General features: G+C 49.4%; 18 protein-coding genes. 1 reads left to right on the forward strand and 17 read right to left on the reverse strand.

The window, feature by feature from the left end:
• Positions 1 to 142: 142 nt before the first annotated feature.
• The 9 genes from DFR62_RS00090 to DFR62_RS00130 all read right to left on the reverse strand — a co-directional run bounded on the left by DFR62_RS00090 (position 143) and on the right by DFR62_RS00130 (position 11,969).
• On the reverse strand, positions 143 to 1,999 hold the full coding sequence (locus DFR62_RS00090; protein WP_121297496.1) for a vWA domain-containing protein: 1,857 nt from the start codon (positions 1,997 to 1,999) through the stop codon (positions 143 to 145).
• A 9-nt stretch (positions 2,000 to 2,008) separates the two neighbouring features.
• Complete coding sequence (locus tag DFR62_RS00095) at positions 2,009 to 2,866, reverse strand: ATP-binding protein (protein ID WP_121297497.1); 858 nt, start codon at positions 2,864 to 2,866, stop codon at positions 2,009 to 2,011.
• A gap of 55 nt (positions 2,867 to 2,921) precedes the next feature.
• Positions 2,922 to 3,119 carry a DUF6501 family protein gene (locus DFR62_RS00100; protein ID WP_121297498.1) on the reverse strand — a complete coding sequence of 66 codons (198 nt, stop codon included), beginning with the start codon at positions 3,117 to 3,119 and terminating at the stop codon, positions 2,922 to 2,924.
• A 76-nt stretch (positions 3,120 to 3,195) separates the two neighbouring features.
• A complete protein-coding gene (locus DFR62_RS00105) occupies positions 3,196 to 3,795 on the reverse strand; it encodes a DedA family protein (RefSeq protein WP_121297499.1) in 600 nt (199 codons plus the stop codon).
• Positions 3,796 to 3,872: 77 nt separating this feature from the next.
• The gene (gene odhB, locus DFR62_RS00110) at positions 3,873 to 5,159 is read right to left on the reverse strand and encodes a 2-oxoglutarate dehydrogenase complex dihydrolipoyllysine-residue succinyltransferase (RefSeq protein ID WP_121297500.1); all 1,287 of its coding nucleotides are present in this window, start codon (positions 5,157 to 5,159) and stop codon (positions 3,873 to 3,875) included.
• A 24-nt stretch (positions 5,160 to 5,183) separates the two neighbouring features.
• The gene (locus tag DFR62_RS00115) at positions 5,184 to 8,012 is read right to left on the reverse strand and encodes a 2-oxoglutarate dehydrogenase E1 component (RefSeq protein ID WP_121297501.1); all 2,829 of its coding nucleotides are present in this window, start codon (positions 8,010 to 8,012) and stop codon (positions 5,184 to 5,186) included.
• Between the two features lie 244 nt (positions 8,013 to 8,256).
• Entirely contained in the window at positions 8,257 to 9,903 is a 1,647-nt protein-coding gene (locus DFR62_RS00120) for a sensor domain-containing diguanylate cyclase (RefSeq protein WP_121297502.1), read from the reverse strand.
• An 18-nt stretch (positions 9,904 to 9,921) separates the two neighbouring features.
• The gene (gene dapF / locus DFR62_RS00125; protein ID WP_121297503.1) at positions 9,922 to 10,869 is read right to left on the reverse strand and encodes a diaminopimelate epimerase; all 948 of its coding nucleotides are present in this window, start codon (positions 10,867 to 10,869) and stop codon (positions 9,922 to 9,924) included.
• A gap of 23 nt (positions 10,870 to 10,892) precedes the next feature.
• On the reverse strand, positions 10,893 to 11,969 hold the full coding sequence (locus DFR62_RS00130) for an undecaprenyldiphospho-muramoylpentapeptide beta-N-acetylglucosaminyltransferase (RefSeq protein WP_121297504.1): 1,077 nt from the start codon (positions 11,967 to 11,969) through the stop codon (positions 10,893 to 10,895).
• Between the two features lie 109 nt (positions 11,970 to 12,078).
• Between DFR62_RS00130 and DFR62_RS00135 the strand changes: the two genes are divergently transcribed.
• Positions 12,079 to 13,428 (forward strand): MATE family efflux transporter, encoded by a 1,350-nt coding sequence (locus tag DFR62_RS00135; protein WP_121297505.1) that lies wholly within the window; start codon positions 12,079 to 12,081, stop codon positions 13,426 to 13,428.
• On the opposite strand, the gene DFR62_RS00140 is transcribed toward DFR62_RS00135, so the two are convergent.
• The 8 genes from DFR62_RS00140 to DFR62_RS00175 form a co-directional block, all read right to left on the reverse strand.
• Positions 13,422 to 13,661 carry a hypothetical protein gene (locus DFR62_RS00140; protein ID WP_121297506.1) on the reverse strand — a complete coding sequence of 80 codons (240 nt, stop codon included), beginning with the start codon at positions 13,659 to 13,661 and terminating at the stop codon, positions 13,422 to 13,424. The genes DFR62_RS00135 and DFR62_RS00140 overlap by 7 nt on opposite strands.
• A complete protein-coding gene (locus DFR62_RS00145) occupies positions 13,658 to 14,539 on the reverse strand; it encodes a CobW family GTP-binding protein (RefSeq protein WP_121297507.1) in 882 nt (293 codons plus the stop codon). The genes DFR62_RS00140 and DFR62_RS00145 overlap by 4 nt, the downstream gene beginning before the upstream one ends.
• 63 nt (positions 14,540 to 14,602) lie before the next feature.
• Complete coding sequence (locus tag DFR62_RS00150; RefSeq protein WP_121299413.1) at positions 14,603 to 16,132, reverse strand: lmo1851 family serine protease; 1,530 nt, start codon at positions 16,130 to 16,132, stop codon at positions 14,603 to 14,605.
• Positions 16,133 to 16,236: 104 nt separating this feature from the next.
• Positions 16,237 to 16,941, reverse strand: coding sequence for a purine-nucleoside phosphorylase (gene deoD, locus DFR62_RS00155; RefSeq protein WP_121297508.1), 705 nt, complete (start codon positions 16,939 to 16,941; stop codon positions 16,237 to 16,239).
• 69 nt (positions 16,942 to 17,010) lie between these two features.
• Positions 17,011 to 17,226 carry a YozE family protein gene (locus tag DFR62_RS00160; RefSeq protein WP_121297509.1) on the reverse strand — a complete coding sequence of 72 codons (216 nt, stop codon included), beginning with the start codon at positions 17,224 to 17,226 and terminating at the stop codon, positions 17,011 to 17,013.
• A gap of 52 nt (positions 17,227 to 17,278) precedes the next feature.
• Positions 17,279 to 17,704, reverse strand: coding sequence for a peptide-methionine (R)-S-oxide reductase MsrB (gene msrB, locus DFR62_RS00165; RefSeq protein ID WP_121297510.1), 426 nt, complete (start codon positions 17,702 to 17,704; stop codon positions 17,279 to 17,281).
• Positions 17,701 to 18,231 (reverse strand): peptide-methionine (S)-S-oxide reductase MsrA, encoded by a 531-nt coding sequence (gene msrA / locus DFR62_RS00170; RefSeq protein ID WP_121297511.1) that lies wholly within the window; start codon positions 18,229 to 18,231, stop codon positions 17,701 to 17,703. Before msrA ends, msrB begins: the two co-directional genes overlap by 4 nt.
• Positions 18,232 to 18,247: 16 nt before the next feature.
• Positions 18,248 to 18,823 carry a YpmS family protein gene (locus tag DFR62_RS00175; RefSeq protein WP_058380640.1) on the reverse strand — a complete coding sequence of 192 codons (576 nt, stop codon included), beginning with the start codon at positions 18,821 to 18,823 and terminating at the stop codon, positions 18,248 to 18,250.
• Positions 18,824 to 18,830 lie beyond the last annotated feature (7 nt).

An 18,830-nucleotide genomic window follows, 5' to 3' on the forward strand; every position in this document is an offset into this window, starting at 1 on the left:
AAGGAGCACAGCGACTGAGGAGGCTTGGGCGCGAGCCCACGGAAAGCGAGCGATAAGCTTCGGAAAATACGACTTCTTAACTTTCTCGACAAGCTGAAAAAACCCCTTTGCATTTTTTGCGTAGGGGTTTTTAGGTTCTTCATTACAATGCCTGTACAACCAAATGCAAGGTGCGTTTCAATAAGCGCAGCGTCTGCTCGACAAATTGCTCCAACGAATCAGCGCTTACCGATTTATTGCCATACAGCATCCGGTAGAATGCAGCTTGTTCTTCGCTCGTCGATTCACCGCTCAAGAACAGGTGCATCACTTCGATGCCCATTTTCTCGGTTTCCGAAACGGCTTGTGCCGTATCGATGATGCCGTTGTCGGCATAATTATAAGCAGATGGCTCGCCGTCCGAAAAGACCAGCATAAAGCGGTGTTTTTCCGGGCGCTGTTTCAAGCGTTCGGCCATCCAGCGAATCGCAAAGCCATCGCGGTTGTCTTCGTGGGCATCGAGCGAGAGAATCTCTGCCGCATGGTCGGTCATGCCGTCGGTAAATTTATGCAGCCATTCAAAATAATTGGGCTGTTTGTCATCCCCGGCTTCATAAGCATCTTCATAAAATACCGCAATTTCATGTGGGATTTTGAGCGACCTGAGCACATCATGGAATAATAGTACCGCCTGCTTCGTCTCGTCGAGCTTGTCGACCATCGAAGCGGAACCGTCGATCATCAAGCTGAAGACCGCATCCAATTGCTTTGAAGGGGCGGTTTTCCGGTAAAAGGGTTTTGGCCGTTCGTCGGTGACGAGCGGCAAGAGGTTTTTCGACAAGCGTCCGGCATGCAAATTCGTCCGCTCGCTTTCGACACGCTGCTGCATGCGCTTTTGCATTTCCTTCAGCAACGCGCGCACATATGGCGCTTGTTCGCTGCGCCATTGCTGCAACTGCTGGCGGTCAAAAGGCAAAGCCTCGATGCGTGATTCATAATAGACGACGCCATCATTCGCTGATCCGAAACGGCCGCTTGCTTTTTTCGGTTTCTTTTCGTCTTTCCTCTGTTCATCAGCTACATTGTCCTCGCGGTGTTCGCCTTGCGACTCACCCGTGCCGGTTTGTTCGATTTCCCCCGCGCCCTCTTCTTCCCTGCCCCCATCAGCGAGCTTTGAATCGCCTCTTTCGAGTTCATACTCAAGGGCTGCGGCATCATTCAACTCGGTTTCCCGGTGCCAGGACTGGAACCATTCTTCAATCGTATCGATCTCCTCTTCCTCTTCTGACTGCTCTGCCTCAATGCCTTCGTGGTACCTTGGCGGAGGCATTTTCTCAGCCGGTTCGCCGAAAGTATAATACGTGTGGAGGGAATCTGAGTTCAGCAAATATTCCAACCGCGGCAAAATCTTCTGTATGGTCCGCGCAGAATCGGCAGTCGAATCGGTACTGAATAATTCCGTCCATTCCAAAAATAAAGGATCCAGTTCGTCATTTAACGAAACATCTTTGCCGCGCAGCTTCAAATAAGCTGCATTAAGGAAAGCGTCGGCCCAAAATCCTTTTTTGCGGTTCTGTTCCAGTTGGTCGGAATGGAAACCAGAGACGATTTTCTCCCTCACTTCAAATGCGTGCTTCGTCCCCGGGCGTTCAGCTGTGATACGGTCACTCAAGCGGAATTCTTCCGCCATCAACAGCAATTGCGCGGCAAGTTCCGGTAAATGAGTCTCCGCCTGTTCAAAATTGCGCCATGAGCGCAGGCTGAAATGGCGCCAAAATCCAGCGCTCACCAAATAAATATCTGAAAGATATCCCGCCTGCTCGACCTCTTTTGGCCGATGGCGCCAGAACACACTCATCGAAACAGCGCCTTCAGATGGCCGGAATTCCCATAATTTCCGTGTCGACAACCGCAGGTAAGGCGCGGATGACAACGCTCTCGCAAGCTGTTCCATCCGGTTGAGGAGCCTCGTATCAACCGTTTCATTATTGAATTGGATAAAGCGATTGATTGAAGTCATCCTGCATCCCTACTTTCGCCAAGTATTCGCCAAATCCATCAATAAATTCCGTTCACTTTCATCGTCCAGCTTTTCAGCGATGGCGTAGCGGACGGCGCGAAGCGTATCGATATGCATCGCGAGCGCAGTGGCATCCAACAAGCTTCGGATTGAGGCGGCTTCTTCTGACATCAAGCCGTTCTCCACTTGCTTCATCAAATCCCCTGCCAAGTTCAACATGAAAGTTTTCAGTTTCGGGTCAGCATCCGGAAATTCCCTGTCCCACAGACCCCGGAGCTGCTCGCCAGACAAATAAGGAATGGGATAGGAAATGAAACGGTTTTTCAGTGCTTCATTCATCGGCGATGTCCCGATATACCCTTCGTTGATTGCAGCCATAACCGAGAAGTCAGGATGCGCTTGAATCACTTCGCCGGTAAATGGGTTGGTCAGCATCCGCCGATAATCGAGCGCACTGTGAAGGATCGGCAAGGTTTCAGCTTTCGCCATATTGATTTCATCGATGTAGAGGATATGGCCATGTTTCATGGCGGTCACGACTGGGCCTTCAACAAATTCAATCGCGCTTTGGCCATCACGCTGCACCAATGTTTTAAAACCAAGCAGCGCTTCCGCATCCAAGTCGACGGAACAGTTGATGCTCTGGATCGGCTGTTGGAACAGGTCGGAAACGCTTTCGGCGAGTTTCGTTTTGCCTGCTCCAGTCGGCCCTTTCAACAGCACCGGCTTCTTCAACACGACAGCTGTCAGGATATCATTCCATAAATTTTCATCAGGCGAGATATAGCCGCCTTCCCCAATCAGGTTTGAATCTTCTGCATGGTTCCGCTGCGTCCGTTTCTTGATTTCTTCATCAATAATCGTCATTTACTCCACTCCTGTCTCCATAGAAAAAACCGATGGATTCATCGGTTTTTTGTCATCACTCGAAATAAGTTTTGTAATAGCCGCCGACTTTACCTGTGTTGTCCACGACAAACAAAAATTCTTCAGTTTCATTTTTCACGTCGTATTGCTGTCCAGCTGTCAGCACGTTCGACACTAAAAATTTGTCGGCATCGGTATGCTTACACGTAACGGTGCGGACGGTTTCTTTTTCGAGCCAATTGGTATGTATCATCGGTATCATCCTTTTCTGTCAATGTGAATGTGATGTTCTGCTACTCTATTCAGTATAAGGAAAATTGTACGGGAATTCAAACTTGCCCTCCCTTGCCGCCCTTTCGCGTGATTGCCAGATACCCAATCAACCCGATGACCGCGATACTCGATAAAGCGATCAAAAACCATTGTAAATTCCCAAGAATCGCTTCATAAGCATATGGAAAACTGCGGCCTAATGTGAAATACGTGATGGTCCAGACAAATCCGGCAGGCATCGCGAATAGCAAATAACGGCCAAGTGGAAAGCGGTCTGCCCCTACGACATATGGCATCGCCCAGCGCACACCGGGCAGGAAAAAGCTGAATGCAATTGCCCAATTGCCTTTATGGGCTAAAAATTGCCGGAAGCGTTCAATGCCATTTTGCAGAAATGTCGTCTGCAGCCACTCAATTAAGCGATGGCCGAACAGCCACCCAAGCCCATAAGCGAATAAATTGCTTGTGACCAACCCGCTGTATGCTGATAAAAAGGCTGGAAGCGGCTTGAAATCGCTCGTTTCTGTCACGACACCTGAAAACGCTGCCGCGAATTCATTCGGAATCGGCAGGCCAAACAACAAAAGCCAATTCACCAAGAACATGCTCAAGTACCCGTATTCCATCGCCATTTCCCATAAAAAATCCAGCTCCATCCAAATCCCCCGTCTCTATGCCACATTATCCCATAACAAAAGGCAGCCCCGCAATGGAGCTGCCTTCTGGAGTGGTCTTAAGATTCAAGCAATAGGTCTTCTGGGTTCTCGATCAATTCTTTCACTGTTTTCAAGAAGCCGACAGAATCGCTGCCATCGATGACACGGTGGTCATACGATAGCGCTACGTACATCATTGGACGGATTTCAACATTGTCGCCCACTGCGATCGGGCGCTTCTGGATCGTATGCATACCGAGGATCCCGACTTGCGTACCGTTCAAGATCGGTGTAGACAAGAGTGAACCGAAGACGCCGCCGTTTGTGATCGTGAACGATCCGCCGGTCATATCGCCGATCGACAATTTCTTGTCGCGTGCTTTTGTCGCCAATTCGCCGATAGACGCTTCGATTTCTGCAAAGTTCTTTTTATCCGTATCGCGGACGATCGGCACTACAAGGCCTTCTTCAGTCGATACAGCGATCCCTACATCATAGAACTGCTTCAAGAGCACATCCGTGCCATCGATTTCAGCATTGACGTATGGGTATTTTTTCAATGCAGCAGTTACTGCTTTTGTGAAGAATGACATGAATCCAAGCTTAACGTCGTGGTCTTGCTGGAATTTGTCCTTCTTGCGCTTGCGCAGTTCCATTACATTGGTCATGTCGATTTCGTTGAACGTTGTCAGCATAGCAGTCGATTGCTTCACTTCGAGCAAACGCTTAGCGATGGTCTGGCGGCGTCTTGTCATTTTTTGACGGACTACGCGGCCGCTTTCTTCATCAGAAGAAGGAGCTGCAGATGCGGAAGCTTTCGGTGCTTCCTGTTTAGCTGGAGCTGGAGCAGCTGCCGGTTTCGAACCGTGTGCTTCAACGTCCTGGACGCGGACGCGGCCCATTGGGTCTACTGGCGTGATAGAAGCCAAGTCAATGCCTTTTTCACGAGCCAATTTACGGGCTGCCGGGCTTGCAATTGTGCGGTCGGAAGAAGTGCTTTCTTCTTCTGTAGGCGCTGCTTCCTCGTCTGCAGGAGCTTCTTGCTTCGCTTCTTCTTTCGCAAGATCTTCTTTTGGCGCTTCTTCTTTCTTAGCTTCTTCTTTCGGTGCTGAAGCTGCTGCTTCGCCAGAGCCTTCTCCGACTGTTGCAATTACTTGGCCGACTTCAACTGTATCGCCTTCTTCAGCGAGCAATTCCTGGACGACGCCCGCTTCTTCAGAGATGACTTCAACATTGACTTTGTCTGTCTCAAGTTCAACGATGAATTCCCCTTTTTCTACTGTATCGCCTGGCTGTTTCAGCCACTGGGCGATTGTTCCTTCTGTAATCGATTCTGCTAATTCCGGTACTTTGATCTCTGCCACAATTAATTCCTCCTTAAAAGTTCATCATTTCGATTTAGCTAGAGCTTCATCGATGATGCGTGCCTGTTCGACTTTATGTGACTCGCCGTCGCCTTCTGCAGGGCTTTGGCGCTTCATGCGTCCGTAATATTTCACTTCTTTGCCGTCTGCAAGTTCGCGCAAGTAAGGGTCGGCAAATGACCAAGACCCCATGTTTTGCGGCTCTTCTTGGACCCAGGCCAATTCCTTGGCATTCGGGTAACGGTCGACAATCGCTTTGATTTTCTCGGCCGGGAACGGATACAACTGCTCGACGCGGACGATATGCGCCCACTCGTAGCCTTTTCCGTCTTTGACGCGTTCCGCCAAATCGATCGCCATCTTACCGCTAGCGAATAGCAAGCGTTTCACTTTCTTCGCATCCTGCCCCATGCCCGGCTGTTCGATCACTGTCTCGAACTTGCCTTCTGCCAATTGATCGACTTCAGCCCCAACAAGTGGGTGTCTCAGAAGTGATTTCGGCGACACGATAATCAACGGGCGGATGGCTTCTTCTCCAAGCATTTTCGCCTGGCGGCGGAGAATGTGGAAATAGTTCGCTGCGCTGGATAGGTTTGCGACTGTCCAGTTGTTTTCTCCAGCCATCTGCAAATAACGCTCGAGACGTGCACTGGAGTGTTCCGGGCCTTGCCCTTCATAACCGTGCGGAAGCAGCATGACCAGGCCGGATTTTTGGCCCCATTTTGCGCGGCCGGACGAAATGAATTGGTCGAACATGACTTGTGCCATATTGGCGAAATCTCCATATTGAGCTTCCCAAATGACCAAAGCTTTGTCGTTCTCTACGTTGTAGCCGTATTCGAAGCCAAGAATGGAAGCTTCACTTAGCGGGCTGTTGTAGACGACGAATGATGCTTTCGAGTCGGAAATGTGGTGAAGCGGAACAAGTTCGTTGCCGTTCTTTTCATCATGCAACACAAGGTGGCGATGCGCAAAGGTTCCGCGCTGTGCATCTTGCCCTGTCAAACGGATCGGGTTGCCTTCTTGCAAAATGGCACCGAATGCCAAAGTTTCTGCATGGGCCCAATCGATTTTGCCTTTTCCTTTGAATGGCTCTTCGCGGCGTTTCAAGATACGCGCCAATTTTCCGAATGCGGAAAAGTCTTGTGGCCATGACAATAATTCATTGTTCATCTTCTCAAGGACATCTCTGCCTACGCCCGTTTCGATTTCAGGGAAACCGTTCAAGACAGCTTCCGGCATCTCCAATTTCGGATGATCGTCGGATTTGTTTTCTTTCACTTTGTCATAGGCTTCTTGCATCACTTTTTGGATGTCTGCATCGAGCTTTTTGACTTCGTCTTCCGAAAGTACGCTTTCAGAAGCTAATTGTTTTCCGTACAATTCGCGGACCGTATCGTGCTGGTGAACGCCATGGTACATCATCGGGTTCGTTACTAATGGCTCATCCATTTCATTATGGCCGTAGCGGCGATAGCCGATCAGGTCAATTAAGATGTCTTTGCCGAACTTCTCACGGTATTCAAACGCCAATCGCGCAACAGCTAGGACAGCTTCCGGATCGTCTGCATTGACGTGCAATACCGGAACTTCAAAGCCTTTTGCCGGGTCGGATGAATAATGCGTCGAACGGGAATCGTGCTGTTCCGTCGTGAAACCGATCAGGTTATTGGCGATGATATGAATCGATCCGCCGGTCTGGTAGCCTTTAATCCGGCTGAAGTTCAATGTTTCGGTCACGATGCCTTGCCCCGGGAACGCGGCATCGCCGTGTACGAGGATTGAATAGGCTTTATTCGCGTCTTGTGGTGCCAAGCCGCTCTGTGCTGTCATTTCCTGCGCAGCGCGTGTTTGCCCTGTCACAATCGGGCTCACGACTTCCAGGTGGGATGGGTTATAGGCAAGTTTGATCTTTGTTCCTGCTTTGGAACTGTGAGCAGCACCCATATGGTACTTCACATCGCCGAACCAACCTTTGGTGATCTCAAGTGACCCGTCTTCCGGAAGGAACGCTTCATCGCCGACATGCGCGAATCCAGCGAACATCATTTCGTACGGTTTATGGAGGATGTGCGTCAACACATTCAAGCGACCGCGGTGGGCCATGCCGATCATGATGTTTTCAGTGCCTGCCGATTCAGACATGCGGACCAGTTCATCCATCAAGACGACAAGCGAATCGACACCTTCGATAGAAAAGCGCTTTTGCCCGACGAATGTGCGGTGGACGAACTTCTCAAATCCTTCAACGCGCGTCAAAAGATCCAATACCTGTTTTTTCTTGTCGGCATCGAGTTTCGGCTTCATATCGCCCGCTTCGATTTTCGACTGGATCCAGCTGCGTTCCTGCGGTTGGATAACATGCGCGAATTCGTAAGCGATTTTGTCCGTGTAAAGCGATTTCAGGTAATTGATTGCATCGAGGCCGTTTTTCACTTCGGCTGGAGCGTTTTCCAGGATCAAAGATACGGGAACATCTTTCAAATCGGCTTCAGTCAAGCCATATTTTGAAATTTCCAGTCTTTCCGTATCACGTGGCTGGTCTTTCAACGGATAGATATCCGAAGCCAAATGGCCATGTGCACGGATAGCTTCCGCCAAATTAACCGCTGCCAATACTTTTTCAAAACGGTTCGGTTCGACTGCTACACCAGAAGCAGCGCCAGTAGCATCGCCTGTCTGTACGGCAGGCTGCTCTGTAGGGGGGCCGTATTGTTTGAATAGCTCTGCAAACTCAGGATCGATCAAATCAGGGGAATCCTGGTAAAGGTCGTACATCTCCATCACGTACCCTAAGTTCGGGCCGGTTATGGAATTCCATGGGGATTTTGTGTCCGGTTGATTGGTAGACATTGAATAACCTCCAACTATTTGCCTTATGGCATTCACTTTTATTTATAGGTCTTTCCTATTTTAGCACGCCCCTCGCCCGACTTAAAGCGGCAGGGCTGTAGCGGTACTGAACGAATTTCCATATCAATCTTACTACTTCCACTGAAAAAAACAATGCTTTTGGTTGAAAAGATTCAGCTAAAGCGCATTGAAGCGCTTACATGCCTGCAAGGTGGCAGAATTTCCATCTTTTAATGGAAGAAACTCATGATTCGCCATGAAAACAAACAATGCCTCCGCCTTTTTTCTTGGCCTCATACAGCGCATGGTCAGCTTTTTGGATCAGCTCCTCGAAATCGTTCCCATTTTCTGGATACAAAGCACTGCCAATTGAGCACGTCGGCGAGAAATGCTGGGCGTCGATTGCCCATCCATCTTTCAATGTTTGCTGAATTCGAGAGATGATGTTCTCGATCTGGCTCCGGCTATTGATCGCGGATATGCCAGGCAGCAGGATGAGGAATTCATCTCCGCCGATGCGCGCCGCCACATCGTGTTTTCGTATGCTGCGTTCAAGCGCCCGGGCAAATTGATGAATGAATTCATCGCCGATTTCGTGGCCGTGCCGGTCGTTGATTTCCTTGAAATTATCGCCATCTATGTACAAAACAGCGACTTGGTCTCCTGTCCGGTTGCTCTTGGCTTCCATTTCACGAAAATGCTTGACCATCATCCGGCGGTTCGGCAAATTCGTTAACGGATCGTGATACGCCATATGATGCAATTGTTCTTCCATTTCTTTGCGGTCGGTGATGTCAAATAAGATGGACAGCATTTGATAGATGCGCCCTTCGACATCAAACAGCGGAATGATTGTGGCATCTACCCAAAACGGCTGGCCATTCTTTTTTAAGCTGCGCACTTGCCCACGCCAAATCTCGCCTTTTTTCAGAACCGACTGGAGATGGGCAAGTTGTTGGCTGGACATGATCGCCTGTCCAATCGACTGGATATTCATCCCAGTCAATTCACTGCTGTCAAAGCCCGTCAACTTCTTGAAATTTTCATTGGCAAATTCAATCATACCGGAGTTATCCCAAATGAGGACGAGCGCTGCGTAATTCAGTGCATCTTTGTAGCTTTCCAGAATATTCTCCGTCCGTTTCAGTTCATGCTTCAATAATAATTCATTCGTTAGCTCACGGAACACGACATGAAAAGCACGGATAATCCCGTTTTCCTTGATTAATGAATAACTGGCCGAAAACTTCGCTTCGCGGCCATCGCTTTTGATGCGGGTCAAAAAAATCGAACTCGCCTTATGAGTGCTTGTGCTGTTTTCAAGAAGAAGCTTGCCCATTTCAAAAAATTTCTGTTTGTCCTGCGGGATATCATCGTAATTGCGGCCGAGCCATTCCTTACGGTGCACGCCAAACGTTTTTTCGTAAGCCGGGTTCATATCGAGGATCGTGAAATCCGCTGAAATCATCAACATCGGGTCGACTGAATTTTGGACAAGCGATTGATAGAACAAATAATCCTCTTCGATTTTCTTTTGTTCGGTCACATCTCTCGTGACCGCCAACACATATTGCGTGCCTTCATAGCTGAAAGGGGTCAGTTCGGTTTCCATCGCGGTTCCGCGGTCGGAGAACAAGCTATAATCCCTGTATCGATGGCGTTCATTGCGCTTGATCGCAATCCGGTATTGCTTATGGATTTCAAGCGCCAATTCCCTCGGCATGCATTGTTCTACGCTGCGGCCCGTCAAATCGATCCCGAAAATCTCCCGGCAGACCGGATTGACCCAAGCATAAACGAAGCCGTTGCCCTGCTGCTGCATGAAATAGACCGGGTCGGCCGCTTTCCCGTACAGCATATCCATTTGCTCTTTCGTAAAAGGTCCCGACATCGAATCCACCGCTTTCTGTTATCTCAGCCCTGCTGTCGCACCGCTGATTTTCTCAATGAATTTTTCATAAGCCGGCTGCTCATCCGACTGTTTCACCAATTCCAGCTCGCTGTCTGCTAAAGCCGCGCCGGCATGGAAGCGATAAACGCCCAAATATGTCGCATTGCCGCTCAACTTCAATCGATAGTGGCCGTCCTCGGATTTTACCGAACAGTTAACCATACCACCTGGGTTAAAGACGGAAACGTCCCCGAACGGAACGAGCCCCGCAAGACAGCTGACCAAGGCGGAAGCCGTCATGGCCGTACCGCAGGCATCCGTAAAGCCGACGCCTCTTTCATAGGTCCGGACAAAAATCCCTTCTTCTATTGGTGTCACATAGCTTAAATTGACGCCATCCGAGAAATAAGGATTATCGCCGTTAAAATATGCCGCCCATTTTTCCTGATGGGACGGATCTTTCTGCAATTCCTTACCGACGATCCCGATCAAATGAGGATTCGGCACAGCGACAGCCGTAAACGGAATGTCAGCATCGATAAAAGGCAGCGCTTGCTGGCGCCATTCCGTATGCGCTTCGAGCGTCATCGGCAAATCGGCAAGCTGGAAAGATACCGGCGAAATTTCCACGCCATACATGTTCACGCCAGCGTCAATCTCCGGTTCTTTCTGCACTGCCAAATCCGCTTTCATCGTTTCGATCACTGCCTGATCGATGCCTTCCCGCTCGCAAACAAAGCGCGCCACGCAGCGCAAGCCGTTGCCGCACATGGACGCTTCAGAACCGTCCGTATTGAAAACACGCATTTTCGCATCAGCGTGTGTGGATGGCGAGACCGTCAAGAGGCCGTCTATTTGCTCATCAAGTGCCGCCAGTTGCTTCGTTAATTGCGGAAAATCCTCGCGGTCGTTTCCTTCATAGAGAAAAAATGTATTCATTGAACCATGTACTTTCAGTAATTCCATAACGACACCTCTTCAGCTCGAGTTTATTTTGCGTGGGCAGCTACCAATTTCGCCATTTCATAAGCAGTTTTCGGCGGCTCTGCTTCTGTCATTGCGTGGATCAATTGCTCTTCTTCAGCTACCAGGCGCTCAATTGCCGCCATGAAGCTTTCAGCATTCACTTGTTCTTCCTCAAGCACATGGGCAAAGCCTTGCGCTTCGAACAAATTAGCATTTAAGATCTGGTCCCCACGGCTTTTTTGCTTCGATAAAGGAATGAGCAGCATCGGCTTTTTCAATGCCAAAAATTCAAAGATCGAATTCGATCCTGCTCGGGAGACGACCAGGTCCGTCAAATGCAAAAGATGCGACAATTCATGCGTCACGTATTCAAACTGGCAATACTGTTCGTGGCCTTCAAGACGTTCATCGATATTGCCTTTTCCGCATAAATGGATGATGTTGAATTGCTTGGTCAATGTATCCAGATTTTCGCGCACTGCATCATTGATAAGCGCAGACCCTTGGCTTCCGCCCATGATCATCAATACTTTATGGGTGTTGTCGAAATGGCATAATTCCCTGCCGCTCGCAGCTGAGCCATCGAGCAATTCGCTGCGGATGACCGAGCCCGTGCAAGTCGATTTCTCTTTCGGCACATGGCGCATCGTTTCCTTGAAGACCGTAAAGATATGGTCCGCAAAAGGAATCGCCAATTTATTTGCAAGGCCTGGCGTGACATCGGATTCGTGAATGATGACAGGCACGCCTGCGAGACGCCCCGCCATCGCGACCGGCACCGAGACGAAACCTCCTTTTGAAAAGATCGCGACCGGCTTCACTTTGCGGATGATGTTCAAGGCTTGCGTCAATCCTGCCCCGACACGGAACGGATCCGTGAAGTTCTTCATGGAGAAATAACGGCGCAGTTTGCCGCTGGAAATGGCGTGATAGGTGATCTCCGGATACGAATCGCGGATTAATTCGTTTTCAATTCCTTCTTTGGAGCCGATATATTCTACACGGAACCCGAGTTTTTCCAGTTCCGGAATGATTGCCTGATTTAGAGAAACATGGCCGGCTGTCCCGCCGCCCGTTAAAATGATTGTCTTGTTTTCCATCTGTTGTCCTACTCTCCTACTTTGCGCATATGTGTCTTCATCACTTTGCACGGTTTGTGTGATATACTCGTTTTATTTGGTATTGCAAGTGTATTGGGAGGCTATGAATATGTACGAAACAGAAACGACTCAAGAAAAACTCAAATTGTTAATGAAAATCGTCCTGCCGATTCTCATCACCCAAGTCGCTATGTATATGGTGACTTTTTTCGATATTTACATGACCGCCCGCTACGGGACCGAGGATCTTGCCGGCGTGTCGATCGGTTCCTCTTTTTGGGTTCCGGTGTATATCGGACTTGCCGGGATCCTCATGTCCATTACTCCAATTGTAGCACAATTGATGGGGGCCAAGAAAAAAGATGGCGTGAAAGACGCTGTGCAGCAAGGGATTTATTTGGCTATCATCCTGGCGGCGATCGTCTTCAGTTTCTTTTTCTTCGGCATCGATTGGATGCTCGGCTTCATGGATCTCGAGCCCGGCGTCAACGACGTGGCCAGCCGCTATATTTTCGCGATGAGCTTAGGGCTGGTGCCGCTGTTCGCTTATAATGCGCTGCGCTCGTATATCGATGCGCTTGGCGCCACGCGCGTAACGATGTTCATCACTTTGATGTCGGCGCCGATTAATGTGTTCTTCAATTATTTACTGATTTTCGGAAACTTCGGCTTCCCTGAACTGGGCGGCCCGGGTGCCGGTATGGCTTCAGCGATCACGTATTGGCTCGTGCTGGCGATTGCCGCTTTCATCATCCACACGAATGAACCGTTCAAGTCATTTGGGATTTTCCGCAAATGGGCGCGCCCTTCCTTAAGTAGATGGAAAGAAATCACCGGCATCGGCGTGCCGATCGGCATTTCGATCTTCGCTGAAACGAGCATCTTTTCAGCGGTGACATTCATGATGTCTGTTTACGGGACGATTACCATCGCCGCCCACCAGATCGCCTTGAACTTCGCCTCGCTCCTCTATATGCTGCCGCTCAGCATATCGATGGGCGCGACGATCCTGGTCGGTTTTGAAGTCGGGGCAAAACGCGCGTCACATGCTAAGCAATACAGCTGGCTTGGAGTCGGCGCTGCCGTGACGCTCAGTGTCATCTCGTCGGGCATTCTCTATTTCCTGCGGGAACCGATCGCCGAGTTGTATTCATCCGACCCCGCTGTCATCGGGCTCGCTGTCCAATTCCTGATCTTCGCTGCCTTGTTCCAAGTGTCGGACGCCGTCCAAGCTCCGGTTCAAGGGGCGCTGCGCGGCTATAAGGACGTCAATATCACGTTCATCATGGCGCTCATTTCCTATTGGGTTATCGGGCTGCCTTCCGGCTATTTGTTCGCCACGTTTACCGATCTTGGTGCGTTCGGCTATTGGGTCGGCCTAATCGTCGGACTCACGGCAGGCGCCGTCACTTTATCGATCCGCCTGTTGATCATCCAAAAAAAACTTGCCGCTCAATGAGCGGCAAGTTTTTTGTATAGCTGGATCAATTGTGTTTTTTCCTCTTTAGTAAGCCCAGACTCCCCAATTCGTTCGACCGCCAACTCCAGCTTTTCTTCTACTGATTTACGGACGCGCGGATGGGTCAGTTCGTCGTTCAGTTCCACGCGTATGCTTGTCTCCAACTCGTCTTGTGTCGTGATGCGTTGCACCCCTTGCCTGTGCGGCCATAATCGTTTATACGCCTCAATCATGGCATTGACAGCTCCTCAAGGTTTTCACCGATCAGCACAATCTGGTTGCGCAGCTTCATGTATTCTGGCAGCCATTGCACCATGCCATAAGCATACTGGAAAGAATGCGGATAGCTATGGCCAGAAAGCGTAAGATAGCCTTTGATGCGGTAAACCGTATCCGGCAAATTGCGCAGCCATTCCTCAAACGCTTCGCGCTCGATTGGCTCATCAAATGACACGATCTTCGTCTGCAAATTCAATTTTGACACCGGTGCTTGTTCGACCGGCCCGCGCTGTGCAGGGCTCACAGATTCAAGCAATTTTAGCGGCACTTTGGCATGGACCGTCTGTACGATTCGTGCCGTCGGATTGATTTGCTGAATCTCAAAAATGGCTTGGCTTTGTTCCGATTCGCTCAGCAAATCCGTTTTATTCGCCAATAATAGATCGGCGTGGCGGATTTGCTCGATGAACAGCGAGCGGATTTGCGGAGACAATTGCTGGCGCTCTAAAAAGCGTTTGCTGTCCGCCACGGTGACAATGCCGCGGAAGTTCAAGCGCTCCGCAAACAAAGGCGAGAAAATCGCGTCGAGTGCTTCGACGGGATGTGCCGCGCCTGTCGTTTCGATCAATAATACATCAAATTCAGACTCCGCCAGCAAAGTCTGGATCTGCGCTTCCGATTTTTCCGAGCCGCTGCAGCAAATGCAGCCATCCAGGATTTCTTTAAGCGGCACCCCGTCCCCGACTTCTTCCGAATCGAAATTCATCGATCCGAGTTCATTCATGAATACGGCCGGCTTCAAGCCTTTTTCCTTAAATTCCATAATCATCTTTTTCAGCAAGGTCGTTTTCCCGCTGCCGAGAAACCCGCTGAACAAATACACATCAACCATCAACTCACCCTTTCTCTCATTATGCAAGAAAAGGCCCGCCGGGAGCGGGCCTTTTCAACAAACTTATTCTTCTGTGTCGGCTTCTTCATCCGCCGGTTCTTCCGTTGCTAAGCCAGCCTGCTCCATCAGGATATCTGTTGCTTCCTGGAGCTGAGGATCTTCCGTATTGATCTTTCCGCGCAGTTGGTCCATGACCGCATACGTCGTGTCTTCGGTCAATACACCGTCCGCTTCCAGATCGTTCGCTTCCTGGAACTCAGTTACGGCCTGCTCCATCTCTTCTTCGAACACGCCGTCGATTTCGCCGACTTCATAACCGAGTGCATCCAGCATTTTTTCTGCCGTCTGTACTTGTTCGGATATGCTGCCATCTTTTAATTCGACTGACGGGTCAAGGAACGGCAAGGATGCATATTCTGGATATGGAACCACTTCATCCGGCTCGATGCCTTCTTCGTGGATCCAATTGCCATCCGGCGTCAACCATTTGGCGGTTGTAAACTTCAAGTTCGAACCATCCGAAAGGTCATTCGCTGTTTGGACAGTCCCTTTCCCGAAGGTTTTCTCTCCGACCAAAGTAACATCCGCGGATTCGCTCATCGCTCCTGCCAAAATCTCAGAAGCCGATGCACTGCCTCCATCGATCAATAATGTGACCGGGATATCCAATTTATCGCCGCCTGTAGCCAAATACACTTCCGGCTCTTCGCCTTTTGCCTGCACTTCGAACATTTCCTTGCCTTCTTCAATGAACAAGTTCGAAATATCGAGTGCTGTATTCAACAAGCCGCCTGGATTCTGACGCACATCAAGGACTGCTGCTTCCATACCTTGTTCTTCCATTTCAGCGATGGCTTTCTGCAGTTCATCATATGTGTTTTCAGAGAAACTGGTGATATTGATGTGGGCGACTTGGTCATTGACCATTTCCGCGTACACCGTTTCGATCGGGATCTCATCACGGACAATCGTAATTTCGATCGGATCCGCATTCTCGCCGCGCTGGATCGTCAAGGTCACTTCGGTTCCTTTTTCACCGCGAATCAACATGACCGCTTCAGTCGTAGAAAAACCTTGAATGCTTTCTCCATCAACTTCCAATATCTGGTCATTCGGCAAGACGCCTGCTTTTTCTGCCGGTGAATTTTTGATCGGCGAAACAACCGTCACATAACCGTTGCGCTCTTGGACTTCTGCACCGATTCCTTCAAAGCTGGAGGATATGCCTTCCATGAACTGGGCAGCTTCTTTTTCATCCATATAATCGGAATACGGGTCGCCAAGTGCATCCACCATGCCATTGATGGCACCATTGATTAATTCTTCCTGTTCCACTTCCTCGAAGTACTCCTGCTCAATCTGGTCATAAGCCGAATATAACTTCTGGAATTCCTGGCGCTCAGGGCTGTTCACTTCCACTGCTTTATCTTCTCCGAAAGTTAAAGCGAAAACGGTTATGCCCGCTGTCGCGATAATCAAGAAGAAGACGAGCATAATGAAATAGAAGGTTTTCATTCGAATAAAATGCGGCTTCGGTTCCTCTGCCGCCTGCGCTTCGGGTTGTTGTTCTTCGCCCGGTCGCTTTTCGTCCATATGTTTCACCACTTTCTTCATTCACCTGACAGCAAGTTTCAAACACTCTTCTGAAACTTGGCGGGGTTAAAAGAAAAAGACTGCCTCGACAGTCTTTTTTCCTGTTAGTCTTGGATCGCTGCGTCCAATGCCACAACAATCATATCGTTGAAAGTTGTTTGGCGTTCTTCTGCAGAAGTTACTTCACCAGTCAATAGATGGTCGCTGACTGTTAGAATCGATAGCGCTTTGCGGCCGAATTTCGCTGCTAGCGTGTACAATGCGGAAGATTCCATTTCCAGGCCTAGAATTCCATATTGCGCCCATTTTTCGTGCTCTGCGTGTTCGTTGTAGAAGACGTCTTCTGTGAATACGTTACCGACGCGCAAGTTCAAGCCTTTTTCCTGCCCGGCTGCATAAGCTTTTTGCAGAAGGTCGAAGTTGGCGATCGGCGCATACGTGATGCCGTTGAAGATGATGTCATTCATTTTCGAATCCGTTGAAGCTGCCTGTGCAAGAATGACATCGCGCACTTTGACGTCTTTATGGATCGAACCGCACGTGCCGACGCGGATCAATTTCTGCACGTCGTACTCTTGCATCAATTCCGTCACATAGATCGAGATCGACGGGACACCCATGCCCGTTCCTTGAACGGAAATGCGTTTGCCTTTGTATGTACCCGTATAGCCGAACATATTGCGGACTTCGTTATACAATGTTACGTCTTCAAGGAATGTTTCCGCGATGTACTTCGCGCGTAGCGGATCTCCAGGAAGCAGGATTGTATCGGCGATATCGCCTTTTTTAGCATTAATGTGGACACTCATCATAAAACCTCACTTTATTTTAGTCGATTTAATCATACTGTTTTTTTTAGCTAAGTGCAATGAAGAGCCTCAACCTGCCTCGTATTCTTCCCACATGCGGTCGAATGTGGAAGCTTGGAGAACGGGATGCGCCTTTTCTTCGACGTATTGCGAAATCTCCTGGAAATCCGTACTCGTTTTCGGAAAGCTGTGGTCCAAAAACATCGCCTCGGCAAATTGGGAATATTCATCCTGTACAAGTTTGCCGCGGTATTTCAATGCAAATTGATAAAACGAGCGATTCACGAGAGGCCCCTCCTTTCAGCAAAAAGCCCGGACCGGAGTCCAGGCTGCCTTTTTATTCAAATAGCTGCAAATACTCGCCATAGCCTTGTTGTTCCAATTGATCTTTTGGAACGAAACGCAATGCTGCGGAGTTGATGCAGTAACGTAAGCCGCCAAGTTCAGATGGCCCGTCCGGAAATAAATGGCCGAGATGCGAATCGGCTGAAGCAGAACGCACTTCAGTCCGTCTCATGCCGTGGCTCGTATCGAAGCTTTCTTTGACTTCTTCGCCTTCGATCGGCTTAGCAAAACTCGGCCAGCCGCAATGTGCGTCGAATTTGTCTTTCGAGCTGAACAAAGGTTTGCCCGAGACGATGTCGACATAGATGCCTTCTTCGAAATGCTGGTCGAATTCACCTTGGAACGGCGGCTCAGTACCGTTTTCCTGCGTGACGTGGTATTGCATCGGCGTCAATTTCGCTTTCAAATCGTCTTTCATTTTGATTCCCCCCAATGGTTTTGGATAAATGCCTTGCGACCGGATCCTGTCGCATAGCGGTTATAATGCGTTGGGTTTTTCTCGTAATAATCTTGGTGATACGTTTCGGCTGGATAAAATTCCTTCGCCGGTAAAATATCCGTTGCAATTGGTTTAGTGAACTTGCCCGACTGCTCCAATTGCTGTTTGGATTTTTCAGCAGCGATCCGCTGTTCTTCCGTATGGTAATAAATGGCGGTTTTGTAAGAATCACCGCGGTCGAAAAACTGACCGCCCGCATCGGTCGGGTCGATCTGTGACCAATACACTTCTAGCAGTTGCTCATAAGGGTAAAGCTCCGGCTGGAACGTGATTTCAACAGCTTCCCGGTGGCCGGTCAAGTTTGTGCAGACTTGCTCATAGGTCGGATTCGGCAAATCGCCGCCTGTATAGCCACTGACGACCGTTTCGATGCCTTCGAGCGAATCAAAAGGCTGTACCATGCACCAAAAACAGCCGCCGGCAAATGTCGCTTTTTCTGTCTTCATCTTACTCCTCCTCATATTATGGCTGAATCGTTACTAAAAGACGGATGTCGTCTTCTTCAAGGTCGAACGATGTTGCGCGTACTGAAACGCCGCCGTTGATGGGAATTTCGGTGAGATTCAACACGACTTCCTCTTCTTTCGGCAGTACTTCCATAAATTCCGGAAGATCCACGGAGTCTCGAAGCAATTTTAACGCTGATTCCGGTGGTATGTCGAGCCGTCCGACTTCAACCGAACGCTGTTCCAACAGCAAATTGCCATCCGGCAGCACGACCGGGTCGAATGTCAAGAGGATCGGCAAGGTCACCCCGAAGACCGTCAACTCGGTCGACAAGCTGACATTATCGGTCACCGACAAGCGCAAAGGCATCGGCTGGCCTTCCATCGCATCAGCGATATACGTATTCGCAATGCCTTCAAAATCGGCTTTGGTCGTATTGACGACGACGGTATTGCCTTCAGGCGGCGGGCTGCTTTCCGCTTGATAGGTTTTAAAGTTATCGGATGGTGTTGTAATGAACAGGAAAAATCCAATGACGGCAATAAGGTTCAACACCAATAGCACGAAAAAGGCAAAACGCCATTTCTTCATCTTTCCA

Source organism: Planococcus citreus (genome assembly GCF_003664125.1).
In the GTDB taxonomy this organism is placed as follows: domain Bacteria; phylum Bacillota; class Bacilli; order Bacillales_A; family Planococcaceae; genus Planococcus; species Planococcus citreus.

Coding starts and splice junctions, on each gene's coding strand:
- deoD (WP_121297508.1), bottom strand. CDS start 16,941: ATGAGTGTCCACATTAATGCTAAAAAAGGCGATATCGCCGATACAATC.
- DFR62_RS00090 (WP_121297496.1), bottom strand. CDS start 1,999: ATGACTTCAATCAATCGCTTTATCCAATTCAATAATGAAACGGTTGAT.
- DFR62_RS00105 (WP_121297499.1), bottom strand. CDS start 3,795: ATGGAGCTGGATTTTTTATGGGAAATGGCGATGGAATACGGGTACTTG.
- dapF (WP_121297503.1), bottom strand. CDS start 10,869: ATGGAATTACTGAAAGTACATGGTTCAATGAATACATTTTTTCTCTAT.
- DFR62_RS00130 (WP_121297504.1), bottom strand. CDS start 11,969: ATGGAAAACAAGACAATCATTTTAACGGGCGGCGGGACAGCCGGCCAT.
- DFR62_RS00175 (WP_058380640.1), bottom strand. CDS start 18,823: ATGAAGAAATGGCGTTTTGCCTTTTTCGTGCTATTGGTGTTGAACCTT.
- DFR62_RS00150 (WP_121299413.1), bottom strand. CDS start 16,132: ATGGACGAAAAGCGACCGGGCGAAGAACAACAACCCGAAGCGCAGGCG.
- msrB (WP_121297510.1), bottom strand. CDS start 17,704: ATGAAAGACGATTTGAAAGCGAAATTGACGCCGATGCAATACCACGTC.
- DFR62_RS00095 (WP_121297497.1), bottom strand. CDS start 2,866: ATGACGATTATTGATGAAGAAATCAAGAAACGGACGCAGCGGAACCAT.
- DFR62_RS00140 (WP_121297506.1), bottom strand. CDS start 13,661: ATGATTGAGGCGTATAAACGATTATGGCCGCACAGGCAAGGGGTGCAA.
- DFR62_RS00135 (WP_121297505.1), top strand. CDS start 12,079: ATGTACGAAACAGAAACGACTCAAGAAAAACTCAAATTGTTAATGAAA.
- DFR62_RS00120 (WP_121297502.1), bottom strand. CDS start 9,903: ATGTCGGGACCTTTTACGAAAGAGCAAATGGATATGCTGTACGGGAAA.
- DFR62_RS00145 (WP_121297507.1), bottom strand. CDS start 14,539: ATGGTTGATGTGTATTTGTTCAGCGGGTTTCTCGGCAGCGGGAAAACG.
- msrA (WP_121297511.1), bottom strand. CDS start 18,231: ATGAAGACAGAAAAAGCGACATTTGCCGGCGGCTGTTTTTGGTGCATG.
- DFR62_RS00115 (WP_121297501.1), bottom strand. CDS start 8,012: ATGTCTACCAATCAACCGGACACAAAATCCCCATGGAATTCCATAACC.
- DFR62_RS00100 (WP_121297498.1), bottom strand. CDS start 3,119: ATGATACATACCAATTGGCTCGAAAAAGAAACCGTCCGCACCGTTACG.